The sequence below is a fragment of the Treponema sp. C6A8 genome (assembly GCF_000619925.1).
Classification (GTDB): domain Bacteria; phylum Spirochaetota; class Spirochaetia; order Treponematales; family Treponemataceae; genus Treponema_D.
Genome location: NZ_JHVB01000006.1, coordinates 156,084 through 173,069, shown reverse-complemented (window position 1 = coordinate 173,069; position 16,986 = coordinate 156,084). Strand labels below are relative to the sequence as shown.

Below are 16,986 nucleotides of genomic sequence, written 5' to 3'. Positions count from 1 at the left end.
TATCTTTTAGACACCCGAAGATTTCAAAAATGTTACTTTTTTATTTTGATTTTTAATTTATCAAGTCTGTAATTATCAGGTCATACATTTCCTGATTTTCATTAATCTGCTCTGAATTACCAAAGGTTATTCTTGCTCCGTCTTTTTCCAGCATTTCAAGAAGGCGGATAAATTCCTTTGCATCCTCAGTCTTTACCGATTTTACCTGCTTTAATTTTCTCAAAGCCTGATTCTGCTCGTAATCATTGCTAAGATAAGCCTTGATTTTCTTTGACAGGCGTTCAGAATTAGAAACCGGTTTTTGAATGACAGAACAAATCATAGTGATATAGCCGTCCAGTTCCTCCTGAGTTAGAGTAGAATAAACTTCCTTCATATAATCAGGAGCTTTTGAATAAATCTGGTAAGTGCTTTTTATTCCCGGATCGCGATAAGTCCAGTGATAAATTCCTCTTTCTTCAAGCTCACAGTAGGCCATATAAGCACCGTTCTTAAATCTCAGCTGAGGAATAAAGTACTTATCACCAAGCATTAGCGAAAAGACACAGTATTTTTCGTTCAGCTTATCACTAAAAGGACTAAGCGCCAGAGATTTGTAGCAGAAGTTTGCATTGCCAGGAATTACCACTGCAACATTTTTAGGCAGGGCTTCGTGAGTGCCAACTACATTCTGCAGGGGCAGCTCTTCCTGTCCTAAAGTTTTTGCAAAAGCTTTTCCGGCTTCTGCAAACTGATTAATCTGCTTTTTATCTCCGATGCAGACAAGGGTTAGATTCTGGCGATTAAAAACATACTTTAAGCCTGTTTTTATGCTGTCTGTAAGATTTTTAATCTCTGAATCATCCATAGAAGATACCTTTTCAAGGAATCTCCAATAGTCAAAAGTTTCTGCATACAAACTCGCAGAATAAGAAGGATTAGAAGCGACATGGGCCATCTCCGAACTAAGATTCTCGGCAGGCTTTTCCAGAACTTCCTGAATAGCTTCCTGCCGTTTTGATTTATATAATCTGCCGGCAATGCTTCTTATAGTGTCAAAATCATCAAGCTTAGTTTCTTTAAGCATTTCCAGTCCGATTTTCAGCGAAGAGGAAAGATTTTCATTCAGACAGACAATATTTGCCCCCGAATAAATGTCAGTTCCACCACTTTCATACTGACCGCTGAGAGGATAAAACTTTGTTTCGCTCTCGGCGCTGTAAACCGAAAGCATCATTTTTAATTCAAGCATATTGAGACTATGCTTTTGCGTTGGAAGGTTGCCCAGAAGGTCAAAGTAAAGCATAACCGGATGAAGATATTCCTGTGGCAATGTATTCAGTTTGAACAGTACCGAAGCCTTAACGTATTCCGCCCCGGGATTTTCACCGGAAAGCAGTCTGAAACCGTCAATATTCTGGTCTGAGATTTCTGCTTCTGCCGTTTCTTCCGGGATTTCTGCCGCGCCAACAACCTTCACCTTATCAATAAGACTGACTTTTTCATTTTCTGCCATCCACTGGTTATAAAGCCTGTTTTCTTCAATAAGAGACTCAATTTCTTTCTTAGACATTCCGGCTTTCATATCAGCAAAATACTTTTCCTCCTGGGCAGCCTTTTTTTCTGCCAGCCCGGCAACAGGTTTTGTGATTAAAACAATTCCCTGCTCAGGATTGGCAAAATATTTTTTGGCGCTTGCCTGAATTGTTTTTGGAGTAGAAGTTTTTCCGATATTCATCATCTTATTTCTGTATTCTATAAAATAAAGCGGATCATCACTTGCGGCCCAGTTTTTTACAATGCCGGACATTCTTTTTTCAAAATCAGAATTCTCTTCCTCCTGAATGCTCTGGACCTTCATATAATTTGCAAGAACCTTAATATAAGTGCCGTCTAATTTCTTTTTGCAGAGACTTTGCATAGCCTGGTCTATAATTGCCTTGATTTCAGCCCTGTCTTCTTCATTTATGTTTTCTACCATAAAATAGTAATAGGGATGGCGTAAAAAAGGCTCATAACCACAGTAGAAAGTTGAGCCCGGGAATTTTGCCTTCAAGGCCGTCTTTAACTCGGAAGACTCCTGCATGAGATAAACGCTGGCAATATAAAGGTCGTTAAAATCATTCTGATTAGCGCCTGGAAGAGTAAAAACATAGTTAAATATAGAAGAATTTTCAGTCTGATAATCTTTGCTGACAGGAAATTCCGCAGTAACTTCTTTTATCCCGCTGAAAGGCTGGTAATTTTTATCTGATAAATCTGTTTCGCTTCTGTCATAATTTGAAAAAAATGCGTCAAAATAAGTTAAAAAGCGGTCAATATCCAGCTTTCCATAAAGATAAATCACCATGTTGGAAGGCTTGTAATATTTTGCGTGGAAATCTTTTACGCTCTGCCAGCTTACATTAAGGACCTCTTCAGGCTTTCCGCCGTAATTAAAACTGTCAAAACTGCCGGGGAAAAGAGCTCTTTTTGATTCAAAATAATTAAAATTGCGTTTTTCAGCCAAAATACCCAGCATTTCATTATAAACTGCCCCGGTTGGTTTTATCTGACACTCCGGACTTTCCAGAACGAAACGGACAGCTTCCCGCTTAATTTCAAACTCCTGTTCCAGAATAATCGGATTGAAAACCCCTTCCATATAAACATCAAGGCTTGCAAAAAGCTGATCTTCGGACAGGGACGAAAGCGGATAATAAGTTACCAGCTGCTCTGTGAGCGCATTCATATAAGTCTGGTAGGTCTGCATGGACATCTGGAAGAATAAAGTTGAACTTGGATACTTTTTTGAACCGTCCAGGCAGGCATGCTCAAAAATGTGAGGAAGCCCCTGGTCGTCGTAGGCTCTGGTCTGAAATGCCAGAGTACAACCACGGTTGGTATCGTCATTTTTCAGCCAGACAAGATTGGCGCCGGATTTTTTGTGTTCGTAATGAAGGACTTCCGTGCCACTGGTATAAGCAGAAGTCTTAAGAAGATTAAAAACCTGCGTCTCTTTTTCCGAAATGCTTTGCCCTAAACACAATTCAGCAAAAAAGGCGCAGGTAAGTAATGCAATAGTTTTTGAATGTTTCATGTGTCTTCTCCATTTTTGTGATATAAATTAGACACATGAAAGTCAGAATAATGTTACTTATTTGATGATATATTTTACACCGATTTCAATTTCAGGATAAACAGTGAAGTCGTCATCAAACTTGATTTTAAGATTCTTTTCAAAATCATCATAAACATCGTTTGATTCGCCAAAACCCCAGATTAAATTAAGACCGATAAAGAAATTGATGTTTTTGGCTGGCTTAAATCCTGTTTCCATACGTATCTGCGGGATGAATATTTTACAGAAATTAATTCCATAGCTGTCTTCATGGTGAGAATCGTTGTAAACTGTGCGGTAGGCCTGAAGGTCAAAATTAAAGACTCCTGCCTGAAAGCGGGTTCCAAGTCCATAAATTAAGTGAGCTCTTGTTTCTCCATCATAATTATCAAACAGGAAATTTCCGCTGAAAAGTCCGCCTATCATGCCATAAAGATAACGTTTACCAGAATTCATCGTCAGACGGAAATTTCTGTTCGATGAAAATGAAGTACCAATTTCGATAATACCGTCATCACAAATATTTACAAGACCAAACTGAAAACCATGTACATCTTTTGCAACATTCACCAGACCAATCTGAACTCCATGAACATCTTTTGCAACGTTTACAAAACCAGCCAGCTGAGAACCACTGACATTATCAGCCTTGTTTACAAACCCTGCCCACTGAATACCAGAAGTATTTTTTGCACTGTTGAAAATGCCTGCAAACTGTCCGCCAGTAAAATCATTAGCAACATTAAATATACCGGCCCCCTGAATACCCAGATATTCTTTTCCTCTGTTAAAAATGCCGGCAACCTGGGCTCCCTTAAAATTATCAGCTTTATTAAAAATACCAGCTGCCTGAATACCCTTAAAATTGTCAGCCTTGTTAATTGCAAGTGCAGCCTGTGCACCATTAAAATCATGGGCACTGTTCAGACCACATGTAGCCTGAACACCATGTAAGTCATGGGCCGTATTTGCAACCAGTGCAGTCTGAACACCGTTTATAATATCTGCTTCATTAATTCCAAGAGTGACCATTACACCATTAACTCTGTAAACCTTGGAATGCAAAATAGAAATTGAAAGCGGCGTAATGATTTTCTTATGGAAACCACGGGTAATTTCATTAATTACAAAAGAAAACTCAATCGGGAAGAACATTGTATCTTCTGAGAGAGTACCTGAATCCCATTCATCGTCATCATCATCTTCGTCGTCTTCAGATGTCTGAGTGCCGTCTCCCCCGCGCAGGCGGTTGAAAGTGCCGCTTACCGGATGCAAGTTTCCCGGCCCAAGCTGATAAACCTTGCCCGATGTCAGAGAAAAGTTTCCCTGCATTGTCATTGTGTCTGTAATCAAAGTGGCATTGTAATCACCCTCTTCAAGCGCAAGGAAAAGAGCCTTTCCGCCAAACTTATTGATTTCAGAAATCAGCTTTCCGTTTTTTGTGCGAATAATAAGGCGACCGTTCAAATCGCGAGAAAGACTCAGCACGCAGTCAGAATTAGAAATATCAGAAAGTACAAGGTCTCCCGAACCTACAAGAGTAATATTATAGTTCGGATGCTGAGGCCCGGCCGATGTATTTTCAGTTTTAGAAAGAGTTTCATTAAAGGCATAGGAATAAAGTTCGTTCAATGTAACTTTTTTATCACCGGAACTGTCTGCCGCACCACGTAAACCTGTCAGCATGGCATTTGTAAAAAATGATGATTCAATTTCATCAGATTCCTGGGAAGATTCCTGTGACGAGCTTGAAGAAAGATAGGCATGTCCTTTTACGACCGTTGAATCATCCAGCAGGAAAGGCTTTTTCTTCTGACCGCCCTTTGTGCGGATAAAGTTTCCCGAATAGCAGGAATCAAGAATTACAACGTGCACATCACTCGGCACGTTAGAAATTGCTGTCTTAAGCCCTGAATAGTCGTAGGTGGCGTTACCCAAAAGCAGGGCATTTTCATCAGAATGACCAGAATAATAGAAGAGAAATTCCGAACGCTTGGAAGTTTCACGTTTTCGGCGGATTAAATCTGATATTGCTTCAATAGCCTGGTCCAAATCATCCTTTGTAGGATCAAGAAGAAGAATGGCATTTGTCTGAGGAACACCACCAATTTCCTTCATTGTTTTCTGAAATGCAATAGCATCAGATCCCGCATACATAAGCTGCTGATGTTCTCTTCCCCCGTTATTGGAACCAATATAAATTGCATAGCGGTCTACCCCAAAAGATTCAGCTTCCTGAGCCCCACATACAAAAAGGCAGGTAACCGCGAATAAAACCATTACTAAAAATTTCTTATAACATTTTCTCATTTTTCTAACCCTCTATTGCAATTAACAATTCTTCTATAAATCCTTCTATTATTTCTTCTTCAAAACAAAAATTGAGCCGTCGCAGTTTTTAGGAAGATATGAGCCCTTTTTCAAAAAGTCTATGCTGAAATCCTCAGCCTTAATATTCTTTATCTGCGAAAGATCAAATCCAGACTTAGATGCGACAAAAATAAAACACTCATAATCAGGAGCATCGTCCAGCGCATAAGAAAAATCAAGAGGAACTTCTTCTCCTGTTTTTGCAAGCTCATTTGCCTTCCAGCCGGCTTCCGGGAAGTGGCGGGTCACATTGCCATTTCCGTCAACGCTGAAAATCACTCCATATTTATACTGGCCCGGAAGATAGGTAATCTGAATCAAATCGTTTTCAGCAGCCGAATCGCCGTTATTAAGGCGAACAGCCTCATTTCCATTCTGGCGGTATAATCTTATCTGATGATGCTGCTCTCCGCCCTTTATGCGTTCAGTAGGAGTCTGCTTTCCACTATTCTTATAATTCAAAAGGACAGGTCCCGCAAGTAGAAAAAGAAATACAGCCGCAGAAGCATATTTTATAAATCTTGAGCCGACAAAAACTCTCTTTGAAGCAAGGCCTTTCCCCTGAACTTTAGAAAGACCCTTATTTTTCTTTACAAAAGCCTTTCTCAAAATGTCTTCAGAAGCCTTTTCTACAGGATATTTGGCAAGAATTTCTTCATTTGAAGCCTTAAGCTGGCTAAGAGCAGCCTGAATTTCAGATTTTCCATATTTTTCGTAATAATCTCTCTCGTCTTTTTCACCCAAAAGAATCTGTTCTAATAATAACTCTGGAATCATACGCACCCCTTCTACATCTACCCTTTAGCCATAATTTTTAGCGAATATTTCGTCAGTTCCGAAAGCCTTTTCCTGACCCCCGAAAGTGACATTCCCACCTGCTCCGCCGTTTCCTCAAGTGTAAGCCCGTCAACATAATGCAGCGTCGCTATAAGGGAATCCTTTGAATCGCGCCCGGAAAAAATATTTTCAAGAATCATTCCCGCTTCAATTTTTTCCTTTTCGATTTCAGAAAACTCATCAGCAATAACTTCGGAAATTACTTCAAAATCTGGCCCGGACCGCAGCTTTTCGCTTCTGATTTTGTTCAGGCAAACACGAGTTGCCGTCACATAAAAGAGGCTGGAGCACAAATCCTTGATTTTGCATTTTGTTTCCATAATTCTGAGGAAAACATCCTGCATGGCGTCCTGAGCTTTTTCTTCATCTTTTAAAATAGCCCTGCAGCGCCTTAAAACCATTGGAGCAAATTTCTGATAAATCTCCGAAAATTCACTGTTTGTTAAAGTTTTCATGAAATATCCTTTGCTATATTAGACACCTGAAAATACAAATTATGTCACTTTTTTTTAAGGAATAATTATAAAACTGTAAAACGAGGTTAAGTAAAATGTATATTAATTAAATTTCACCGTGAATAAGCTGATAAGCAATCGAACCAGGCTTTGGACTTGCCGGACAGTTATTTCGGTCAAACCACTGGGCATCAGAAAGTTCTTCCTTCTGCAAAACAATATCTCCGCTTTCGTATTCTGCAGTAAAACCAAGCATGATCTGGGCCGGGAAAGGCCAGCTCTGACTGCCGCGATACTGAATATTCTTTACGCGAAGACCGGTTTCCTCAAAAATCTCGCGGGCAACTGCATGCTCGGCAGACTCCCCGGCTTCAATAAAGCCCGCAATACAGGCATAAATATCCTGATTACGCTGAGTATGACGCGCCAGCAAAATCTTTTCGCCCTTAGTAACCAGCACGATAATGCAAGGCTCAATACGAGGGAAAAAGACATTTTTACAGGAAGGACAGATTCTTGCAGTCAGCAGGGGATGTTCATCAAGCTTCTGGCCGCAAAAACTGCAGAATTTTGCCGTAGCCCGCCAGTTCAAAAGGGATTTTGCCCTGAACATCTGGAAGCGGATTTCATCATCAGCATTTTCTGCAAAAAATTCCCGCATAGCCAGCACTTTGTAGGACGACCCCAGTTTTTCAGCCGAAGAAAGTCCCAGCACCTTAATTCCGGTATTTTTTTCTTCAAAATATTCCAGAAGCGGATTGTCAGCCTTAATTTTTTCCAGTTCAGAAAACTCCGGCAAAGTACCGTCCGCCTTCAAAACAATATTTGAATCACACAAAACAAAACATCTATCCATTTGAGGCCCCCTAATTCCTTAATCTAAAAAATCAGTCCCTTTACCAGCGGCTCGCAAAGCACAAAAATCACGCTGAAAAGCACCGCCGGCAGATAATTTGCAGTTTTTACTTTTTTCAAGCCCATCAGGTTAATACCAATCAGAATAATAATCGCGCCGCCGCTTCCCGTCAGTTCCGCCAGCATCTGCTCGCTCACATAAGGCGCAATCAAAACCGAAAGCAGAGTCAGCGCCCCCTGATAGACAAAAATCGTGATAATAGAAAAGGCCGTTCCAACTCCCATCGCAACCGCAAATCCAATCGAAACAAAACCGTCCAGCACCGACTTCAAAAAGATAATCGAATAATCCTTCTCAATTCCCGCCTTAAAACTGCCAACAATCGCCATGGCGCCCACGCAAAAAAGCACCGAAGCGTTCAGGAAGGCATAGGCAAAGTTTTTCTTAGGATGCCCCACTTCAAAAGTTGGATCCTGATCAGAATTTTCAGAGGTGGGGAAAGCCTTCCCCTTAAAATCCCCGGACTTAACAAAAATCTTTTCAAGCCACTTTCCAAAGGCAAGAATCTTTCCGTCAATATCCAGAAGGGTTCCGACAATGCCGCCTAAAATCAGCGCCAGTGCCAGATAGACAACATTCTGATACTTAAAGGCCATCTGAATGCCCATTACAAAAGAAACAAGACCACAGGCCAGCTGAATGGAATCAGTAACTTTTTGTGGAATTTTTCTGGCAAACAGAAGCCCCACAATCGAACCAATCAAAACCGTTGCGCAATTCACAAATACCGCTATCATAAATACTCCACTTTTGTTATTACCTAACTCAATTTACCGTGTCACTATTCTGCCTAAATCCGCGTGTCATTATCAGGCTTGACCCGATAATCTATTGGTAAAGCCTCACGTAGTCCACTTCCATCTGGCAGCTCTTCTGTTTTTCAGGAATATCGCCGCCAAGAGTACCGCCCATAGCAACATTCATAATAATGTAGAAAGGCTGGTCATAAGGCCATGCCTGCCAGGCATCAACTTCATTCCTTGGATTTTTGTATTCCGTCAAAAATTCGCCGTCATAATACCACTTGATAGAATCTTCTGTCCATAAAACAGCGTAAGTGTGCCACTTACGAACGTCAGCAATTTCGCGGTAATCACTGTTCACCGCATTTCCGCCGGAGCCAGCCTTACAATGCACAGTTCCGTAAGCCTTTTTGCCCCAGAAGTTTGTAGCATATTCCATTACGTCAATTTCACCGCTGCGAGGCCACTGACCGTAAGTCGTAAACTGAGGCATCATCCAGAGTGCCGGCCAGGAACCTTTTTCTACAGGCAGCTTTGCCCGGAATTCAACATAACCGTAAGTAAAGTTCTTCTTAAAAGAAGTAATAAGGCGGGCACTGGTCCACTTATTCTTTTCGTTTTTGTGGGCAACAATCTTTAAAGTGCCGTCACTGACGAAAGAGTTTGTCCGGTCGTTAGTATAATACTGACGCTCACCGTTTCCCCAGCCGCCGCCACCGGTGTTGTAATCCCAGAATTCAGGATTTGGCTCGGCATCCTGGTCGTCAAATTCATCAGCCCAGACAAGAGACATGTTTTCCTTTACATAGTCCGGCCGTAAATCCTTTTCAACTTCATTTCCACAGGAAGTTAAAAATCCACCGCCAATCACCAATGCTGCCAAAAATAATTCCTTTTTCATTTTTCCTCACAAACTTTACGCAATTGCATCTTTTAATGCGTGAGCGTATTTTCTGCTTACAAGAACTTCTTCCCCATTAAGCATTTTTACATACAAACGGCTGTTTAATGCCGGCCGTACCGATTCTATTTTCTGCACATTAATTAGATGCGACTTAGAAACCCTTATAATTCCCGCCGGATGCGAAATTTCTTCCACCTGATATAAGCGAAGCTTTACATTGTAAATTTCTTCCCTTGTATAGGCGAAAACCTGTTCCGCATCTGCTTCAAAATACAGAATTTCATTGAGCGGAAGCTTTATCCGCCTGTCGTAATCTCCAAAAGCTTCAATTTTTACAGGCGAAGATTTTTCTTCAGCCGGATTTTCTGTAACGACAACCGCTTCAGACAAATTCCTGACATCAAGAATGCCAAATGCAAAAATAGCAATCTCCAGGAAAAATGCACCCAGAGTAAAGCCCATAACCGACTCATCATAGCCGTGAACCAGATCACAAAGCTTTGCAATATAAGACAGAATTACCGTAAAAACCGCAATACTGACTGCAATAAACTGGCGTCGGCGGCAGCAATCCTTCTCTTTTATAATAGAAAGAATTAAAAGGCGGATAACCACAAAAACATAACCCAGGCAGATGGCATCATAAAAATAATGCATAATGCCCGGCGTCAGTTCAATATGCGGAAAAATTCCGTCCTGCACAAAGTTGTAAGACGAATAAAAGAGCGGATTAAAGCTCATCGTCAAAACCATAAAGTAAACAAATACATGAACATGAGCCAACAAGGAAGTTATTCTTAAATAGCGTTTTCCTGTACACAAATAAAGGCAGAATTTTAAAAGTGTAAAAGGAATCCAGGCTCTGCATATGTAAGTAAACTGCCAGATAAGCAGGGCTTCCCGCTCTGTCTGGGCATTCATAAGAGCAAGATAGCCGGCGTTATTTACTAAAGTTGAAATACAGTAAAAAAATAGCCATCCATGCGCTGGTTTAGACCATCTGCTGCTTATGTAGGCGCATAAAAATATAGAAAGTGCGATGCTGATATATTGAATTATTAGCAAAACAAAATAAAGTGACATTTTTTTTCTCTCTTTTTTATCCTTTAATTATCAATCTTAAAAGTCATCTTGTCCATATTTAGACCATAGAAGAGAGATAAAATGTCACTTTATAAAATTAGAACTTTTAATCAGCTAGGCAGATACAGCTTTTTTTAATTCCGGCTCCTGAAAAGAAGCGCAGATTTTTCTGTAACGCACGTAGTTTATAAGAGCTCTTACACCTTCATCACTCATTACCGCAAGAAAAACTCCCGCAATTCCAAGCTTAAGCCCAAATACAAAAAGGCTGGCCATACTGATTACAAAAACCGTTCCAAAAATCTGGGTAAAGAACATCCATCTTGTGTCGCCGCTTCCACGGATACAGTTACCAACAATGATGTTTCCAGACTTTGAAAAGAGATTAAAGCCAATCATCAAAAGGAAAATTGCCGAGGTTGTAACAATCGATTCATCCTTTGTGAATACGCGTAAAATCTGCTGCGGGAATAAAGCGCCCGCAAAAATCATTCCAAGTGCAATCAAAATGCAAAGACCATAAGCGCAGGTGCAAACGCCCCTGAACTGGCGGATATCCTTTTTTCCTGTTGCCTCAGAAGTAAGCGTCATAGTTGCGCTGCCAAGGCTTCCTACTGCTACAACCGCAAGAACTTCAATTCCAAAAATGATTGAATAAATTCCTGCCGCAAGTTCATTGATTGTATTGAGGATAACAATAAGAACAAGGTTTCCTATATTCCACAAAAAATCCTCAAGCGCAGTGTTTATTCCAAGCTTTGCCGAATGCAGATAGCTTTTTAATTTTGCAGTCTTAATTGCAGCAAATGACGGCTTTGTGCTGAGCGGACTCTTCAAGTAGGCATAGCCAAAGTAAAGAGCCGCTATAAATTCAGCCAGGGTTGTACCCAGAGCCGCACCCTTAACTCCCATTGCCGGGAATCCGAATTTTCCAAAAATCAAAACCCAGTCAAAAATCACATTCAAAACAGAACGGATTAAACTGTAAGTCGCAAGCGGCTTAGTGTAATTTGAAGTCTGGAAGATTGTAATCACAGAGCCAATTCCTACCAGAATAAAAACCGGCGAATAATAGCTGGCATATTCAACGCAAAGCGGAATCAGATTTTCTGAAACTCCCATCAGCTTGAATACTGGTTCAGAGAAAAATCCCCAGAACAAAAATAGCGCGAATGGAATAATACTGTTGTATTTAAGAAGTGAACCCGCATATTCAGAAACTTTTTCTTTGTTTCCTGCGCCCACGTTCTGACTAATCAGAATTGAAGCTCCTGTTCCAATAGAAAAACAGAAGGACATGGTAGTCCACATCGGGAAGGTAGCGTTACCCAAAACGCTCATGTAAAGGCTGTTTGCCTGACCTAAAAAAATACGGTCAATCAGCATTTGAACCTGGTTGATTAACTGGCTCAAAATCATAGGAACTGCAATTATCAGCAGTCTGTTCAAATAGTTTTTATATTTCTTGAATAACTCTGTCATTTTTTCCTCTCTTTTTGACACGACTTCTCACTCTGAATTTTATGTCCGAACATCAACGACGACATAAACATTGCAAACTCTACTGCTTTCACGCAGTCTGCCACCACAAGGTTAGTTTTGTTATTTACTTGTTTTTCCATGAAAATAATCCTCCTTATTTTTCATTTCGACTGCATTTTACGAAATTCAAAATAAAGAGAGAAGTAAATTCAGATGAGATGCATGTTTTTAACGATGAAATGCAATTTTAAGGGCCAGATGCAGCCCTTAATAGCCCAGTTTTCTGTCCACAAGATAACGCATAGGCTTACCGGCGGTAAAATTGCGTAAATCTTCTATAAACATATCAACATTCTTGTCTTTGGTATAAGCAATTGTAAGGTTTCCTGCCATGTGAGGTGTAATCACAAGATTTTTGATTTTCCAGAGAGGACTGTCTTTTGGAAGCGGTTCCTTCTGGAAAACGTCCAGACCAGCCCCACCAAGATGTCCGTTTTCAAGATGCTGGGCGAGAGCCTCCTCATCAATTGCATTGCCGCGGCCCACGTTTATGATGTAGGCGCCGTCTGGCAAAAGTTCAATTCTCTTTCGGGTAATAATATTTGTAGTTTCAGGAGTGGCCGGAAGACTCATTGCAAGAAGGTCAGTTTCCGGAAGGATTTCATCCAGCTGACTTACAGGAAGAACCTTGTCGTAAATGCCGTCAGGAGCCTTTCCGCTGCGGCAAACTCCCACAAGACTTGCAGGCTCAAAAGCACGCGCCCGCTTTGCAAAAGTAGTACCAATATCACCAGTTCCAAGAACAGTAATTCTGCAATCCTTCAGCGATTTCTGGTCACGCATAGAGCCCCAGAAGCCAGAACGAGTTTCATCAAAAAATTCATTAAGACGTCGAAGCAGCACCAGCGAAACCGCAATCATATGCTCGGCAATTGAAACGCCGTAAGAGCCAGCACCGTTTGTAAGAAGACAGTCTTCATTGGCAAAGTAGCCAGGCTTCATCAGCGAGTCTACCCCCGCCCAAGGCACGCAGAGCCACTTAAGATTTTTATTCACCTTTACAACTTCCGGCGCAAATCCGTAAATTATATCAGCATCAAAATCAGCCTGCGGAATATCCTTGTCTGACTTAAAAAAATGAACTTCCGCCCCAGCTTCCGCTGCCGCCTTCTTTATAGCCTCAAAATGCTTCTCTTCAAACCGATCGTTAATTACCAGAATTTTCATACGCCTAATATACGCGAAAAGCTGGTAAATGGTAAGGGGAAAAAAGCTCAGATAATTAAGCTAACAAAAATTTACTTCCTTATCCTTTCTATAATTTCTCTCAGCTGGTCTGGAAGGGGCAATTCTTCGGACTTCATTGTCAGCCAGAAGTGGAGTTTTTCCTTGTTTTCTTCGTTCTTCAGGCGGATTTGCTGCTGGAGTTCGACAAGGTGAATGATGGTTTTGTTTTCGCGGGCAAAGTGGCGGATTCGGGTCATAATTCTCAGGGAATATGTAAGGTCGACGCAAAGGACGCCGTAGAAGAAGCCGACAACAAAGCTGAACTCGATGTGATTCGTAAACCAGAAGAGCCATTCCAGGATTTTCGGGTGAATTAAAAAGTAGTAGACGGCGCTCAAAAGCCACCAGAAAAAGGTAAAGAGCGGGCAGACAATTCCCTTGATGTTGCCCCAGTTTTTTGAATAATCCCAAAGGCGGATTTTCATACCGACAATAAAAATCATTCCGGCGATAAACTCAAAAAACGTGATGCAGAGAGCCATGAGGGCAAACAATACAAGCTTCTGCAGGTGCGGATTTGGAATAAAACTTACGTCGATAAAAGAAAGCAAAAATAGAATCACAAGGCTGAAGCCGTAAAGGGGAAGATAAGGTCCTGTCAAAAAGCCCGGATTAATCCACTTACGCTCGGGATTGTTTGCTGAAAAAAAGCGGCGGAAAATCAGCTCAATTCCCCAGCCAATCAGGCTGCCTGCAAAAAACAAAAATGTGATTACAAGAAAAAACTTCATAAAGATATTATGCACCATAAATGGTGAAAGCCCAAGTAAATAATTGACAGCAGCCGCCCATATAAACTAATTTAAAGCCATGGACACCATAACTTTTGACGCGCCGCCTTACACCCTGAAAGACTACAGGGATTTCTGCTGGGCATCATATCCTAATTCGAAAAAATCTGTCTATATCACAAGTACGGTGGCCTTTGCCATTTTTATAGCGGTTTTTTGTGTAAAAATCTTTCTTCCCCTCGATGCAATCATATATTTTTCACTTTTTCTTTATGTAATTGCTTTTATTGCAGCCTTAGTTTTTCTAAAGCCCTTTTTTTATAGAATGGCGATTAGAAACACATACAAAAGTTTTAATAATTCAGAAAACTCTCTCATCGAACTTTCTGAAGATTATGTAAAATGCAGCTCTCCATCAGAAAAAGTAAATCTTCCAAAAAATCAGATTACAAAATTGCGTTTTACTCCGGAGGCTGCCTACATTTATTATCACAACAAGGCAATTCTCATTTTTAAAAGATGCTTCAAAAGCGAGTCAGAATGGGAAAATGTTCTGCGCTTTATAAAAGAGAATTATTCAAACAGCAGCGAAATAGAAAAGCAAGGGGAGACTTTATGAGTTTCAGCATAAAACGAAAAATCTCAGAAGAAGATTTTGCAAGATTTCACAGAGATTTTATCTCATCAAGACGAATAAATGTTTTTCTTGATGTAATAACATTTACCATTCTGGCAACGACATTTTTAATTACTACAGGCGTTATGATTTATTTGAAGGCCTTTCAGCTGGCAGGAAATTCAATAATAGTCCTGGCTCTCTCAATCTTTAAATTTTATCTGATGAGCAATAAAGAAAAGCGCGCAGTACAATGGGCTAAAAGAGTTTATCCGCTCTACGGAAAAAACATCCCGGAAACAGAAATGACTTTTTACGAGGACAAAATCATTTTCAAAAACGATGTTGAAGAAAATACTGTTTCAGTGGAAAAGCTTTATTCAATTTATTTTTCTGATGAAACTGTAAATATATATCTAAATAAGATTTCCGTTTTCTTTGTTACAAAATCCGATTTTGCTTCTGATGAAGAATGGAAGGCCTTTTATAATTTTGCAAAGGAAAATTACTGCAAAATAAAAAAGGTATATTTCAAGACTCCTGTCCTCAAGCGTGATTACTTTTTCAGCATTCTTATTTCGCTTGTTATTATTGCCCTGATTTTCTGGCAGACCTTCTTTAAGTTTTTATAAAAGCAAATCACTGGGAAACCCCAAGTCCAAAAAGGGCGAAATCGGCGCGGGACGGATCTTCAGGAAAAACTTCTGTCATTTGTGATGTGAGGGCAAGGGCTGTTTTTCGGTTGGCGCTTGCATTTTCCGGCAGAAGCCCCAGCTTTACTCCTTCCTGCATAACGTGAACATCAAGCGGGATCAAAAGATTTTTTGCCGGATACCAGGACCAGAGACCTATGTCTACCGGCGAGTTCTGACGGACCATCCAACGTAAAAACATGTGAATTCGTTTATTTGCGGAAGTTTTTCCCTTTGGCACAATTTTTGATTTAGGAAAAGCTTCTGATATCAAATCTGCAAGAATTCCGGGCTTTTTTTCATTTTCCGGCAAATTTTCGTATTTTTTTCGCAAAAATTCGCCAAAATTTCCGTATTTTTCAAGAATTTCTGAAAGTTCAAAAAACAGCGAATTCATATCAGAAAATGAATAAAATCTGTAGAATTTTGGCAAATTTTCGCATTTTTTTTCGAAATTCGGTGAATTTTCGTCAAATTCTTTTTCAAAATCACGCGATTTTAACCATTTTTCCATTCCGCCAGATTTATCAGCAAGCTGAAAAATTCCTCGAATTTTGGGGATAAACTGAGACCTGCTGCCAAAGGAAAGCATAGCCGCAATAAAGCTCGCAGGCTCAATATCTTCTGCCCTGGAATACCAGCGGATAAACTGACTTGGGTCAGCATCCATAAAAGAGGAAGTTTCATATTTTTGGGCAAGTTCCCGCAGATTTTGTTTTAATTCTCCAGTCATCATTTTCTTTTCTCCAAAAGTTTCTCACTGACATTCCTTTTCTAAAACTTTATATTCGCCCGGGAATATTCGATTTTATATCCTGTAAGTTTTTCAAATTCTTCGTTCACCTTTTTGTAATCAAAATAATCAGCATGAATCTTGATTTTTTCTTTGCCACGATGATTTGAAATCTTCCATATTAATTCTGGGTGCCCGCCCCAGGTTGGATAACACTCACCCATTTTGATTTTTGTATCCGCCGTAGTTTTGATTTTATGATGGAAGAAAAAGAAATTCTGGTAATCAATATCATTTCCACAAATTGTGATTTTCTTCCCCAAAGGAGCAAATAAAAAACCGCCGCCGACAACAAAACCTAAAAAGTAAAAACAGAAACCGATGATTAAAATAGGTAAATCTAGCATGGCCGGTTGTTTTTTGTATGCAAGAAAAAATTGTATCAAAAGGCAAAAAAATACCACAAGAGTCATTATTCCGAAACAAATGTAAAAAATGTTTGTGAAGCTTTTTAATTTTGGTCGTATAGTGATTTTATTTTCATACATTTTCTGCCTCACGGAATTTGTATTTGTATCAACCAAATTGTAAAAATTATATTAATTACAACCTGAAATATAAAGTAAGCTTTATAACGCCTGCTACATTTTGTCTTTATTATCAGATATAAAATTGAACACAAAAGCAAGGTAATATAAACTATAGACACTGTAAAAAATGCATAAAAACTGTCATACCCTTTCATCTTTAGATGATCTATGATTTCCATAACCAACAAAGGAATAAAGATTGAGAAAAATAATACTAAATATGCTATAAATTTTTTCATTTTTTTAAAACTTCAATTCACCTGAAAGAAAATATCCAAGGAAACAGCTACCAGTAATTATTAAAATAGTTAAAATCACATCTAGGCCAGGTCTTTTTCTTTCTTCAAAGAAAATCAATTTACTTGCAAATTTAAAATCCTCGCCAAAGAGTTTTTTATAAAATATGTTAACTATTTTATAACTGATAATTATAAAAATGATAGTGATTGCAAGAGTTTGAAATTTCAT

General features: G+C 39.7%; 16 protein-coding genes. 2 read left to right on the top strand and 14 right to left on the bottom strand.

Annotated features, from left to right (window positions below; all coding sequences use genetic code 11):
- Positions 1–52 precede the first annotated feature (52 nt).
- The 11 genes from T530_RS0106755 to T530_RS0106700 all read right to left on the bottom strand — a co-directional run bounded on the left by T530_RS0106755 (position 53) and on the right by T530_RS0106700 (position 13,887).
- Positions 53–3,058: an insulinase family protein gene (locus T530_RS0106755; protein WP_027728354.1), complete on the bottom strand. Its 3,006-nt coding sequence runs from the start codon at positions 3,056–3,058 to the stop codon at positions 53–55.
- Between the two features lie 57 nt (positions 3,059–3,115).
- Positions 3,116–5,359, bottom strand: a complete 2,244-nt coding sequence (locus tag T530_RS13790) for an LA_2272 family surface repeat-containing protein (protein ID WP_197018249.1) — start codon at positions 5,357–5,359, stop codon at positions 3,116–3,118.
- A gap of 78 nt (positions 5,360–5,437) precedes the next feature.
- Positions 5,438–6,226 carry a hypothetical protein gene (locus T530_RS14730; protein WP_051537874.1) on the bottom strand — a complete coding sequence of 263 codons (789 nt, stop codon included), beginning with the start codon at positions 6,224–6,226 and terminating at the stop codon, positions 5,438–5,440.
- Between the two features lie 17 nt (positions 6,227–6,243).
- Positions 6,244–6,741, bottom strand: a complete 498-nt coding sequence (locus T530_RS0106740) for an RNA polymerase sigma factor (protein WP_027728353.1) — start codon at positions 6,739–6,741, stop codon at positions 6,244–6,246.
- Positions 6,742–6,847: 106 nt separating this feature from the next.
- Positions 6,848–7,597, bottom strand: coding sequence for an NAD(+) diphosphatase (gene nudC, locus T530_RS0106735; RefSeq protein WP_027728352.1), 750 nt, complete (start codon positions 7,595–7,597; stop codon positions 6,848–6,850).
- A 23-nt stretch (positions 7,598–7,620) separates the two neighbouring features.
- Positions 7,621–8,394 (bottom strand): DUF554 domain-containing protein, encoded by a 774-nt coding sequence (locus T530_RS0106730; RefSeq protein ID WP_027728351.1) that lies wholly within the window; start codon positions 8,392–8,394, stop codon positions 7,621–7,623.
- A gap of 91 nt (positions 8,395–8,485) precedes the next feature.
- Positions 8,486–9,301, bottom strand: a complete 816-nt coding sequence (locus T530_RS0106725; protein ID WP_027728350.1) for a glycoside hydrolase family 16 protein — start codon at positions 9,299–9,301, stop codon at positions 8,486–8,488.
- 15 nt (positions 9,302–9,316) lie between these two features.
- Positions 9,317–10,387 carry a histidine kinase N-terminal 7TM domain-containing protein gene (locus tag T530_RS0106720; protein ID WP_027728349.1) on the bottom strand — a complete coding sequence of 357 codons (1,071 nt, stop codon included), beginning with the start codon at positions 10,385–10,387 and terminating at the stop codon, positions 9,317–9,319.
- Between the two features lie 114 nt (positions 10,388–10,501).
- The gene (locus T530_RS13780) at positions 10,502–11,869 is read right to left on the bottom strand and encodes an MATE family efflux transporter (RefSeq protein ID WP_038073918.1); all 1,368 of its coding nucleotides are present in this window, start codon (positions 11,867–11,869) and stop codon (positions 10,502–10,504) included.
- 267 nt (positions 11,870–12,136) lie between these two features.
- Positions 12,137–13,096: a D-2-hydroxyacid dehydrogenase gene (locus tag T530_RS0106705; protein ID WP_027728348.1), complete on the bottom strand. Its 960-nt coding sequence runs from the start codon at positions 13,094–13,096 to the stop codon at positions 12,137–12,139.
- Positions 13,097–13,167: 71 nt separating this feature from the next.
- The gene (locus T530_RS0106700) at positions 13,168–13,887 is read right to left on the bottom strand and encodes a putative ABC transporter permease (RefSeq protein ID WP_027728347.1); all 720 of its coding nucleotides are present in this window, start codon (positions 13,885–13,887) and stop codon (positions 13,168–13,170) included.
- Positions 13,888–13,966: 79 nt separating this feature from the next.
- Here T530_RS0106700 and T530_RS0106695 point away from each other — a divergent pair, with 79 nt between their 5' ends.
- Entirely contained in the window at positions 13,967–14,506 is a 540-nt protein-coding gene (locus T530_RS0106695; protein ID WP_027728346.1) for a YcxB family protein, read from the top strand.
- Positions 14,503–15,135 (top strand): YcxB family protein, encoded by a 633-nt coding sequence (locus tag T530_RS0106690; RefSeq protein WP_027728345.1) that lies wholly within the window; start codon positions 14,503–14,505, stop codon positions 15,133–15,135. The genes T530_RS0106695 and T530_RS0106690 overlap by 4 nt, the downstream gene beginning before the upstream one ends.
- A gap of 7 nt (positions 15,136–15,142) precedes the next feature.
- Here the strand turns inward: T530_RS0106690 and T530_RS0106685 are convergent, their stop codons facing one another.
- The 3 genes from T530_RS0106685 to T530_RS0106670 form a co-directional block, all read right to left on the bottom strand.
- The gene (locus T530_RS0106685) at positions 15,143–15,931 is read right to left on the bottom strand and encodes a TIGR02757 family protein (RefSeq protein ID WP_051537873.1); all 789 of its coding nucleotides are present in this window, start codon (positions 15,929–15,931) and stop codon (positions 15,143–15,145) included.
- A gap of 38 nt (positions 15,932–15,969) precedes the next feature.
- Entirely contained in the window at positions 15,970–16,512 is a 543-nt protein-coding gene (locus T530_RS0106680) for a hypothetical protein (protein WP_156011568.1), read from the bottom strand.
- A 249-nt stretch (positions 16,513–16,761) separates the two neighbouring features.
- The gene (locus T530_RS0106670) at positions 16,762–16,986 is read right to left on the bottom strand and encodes a hypothetical protein (protein ID WP_027728341.1); all 225 of its coding nucleotides are present in this window, start codon (positions 16,984–16,986) and stop codon (positions 16,762–16,764) included.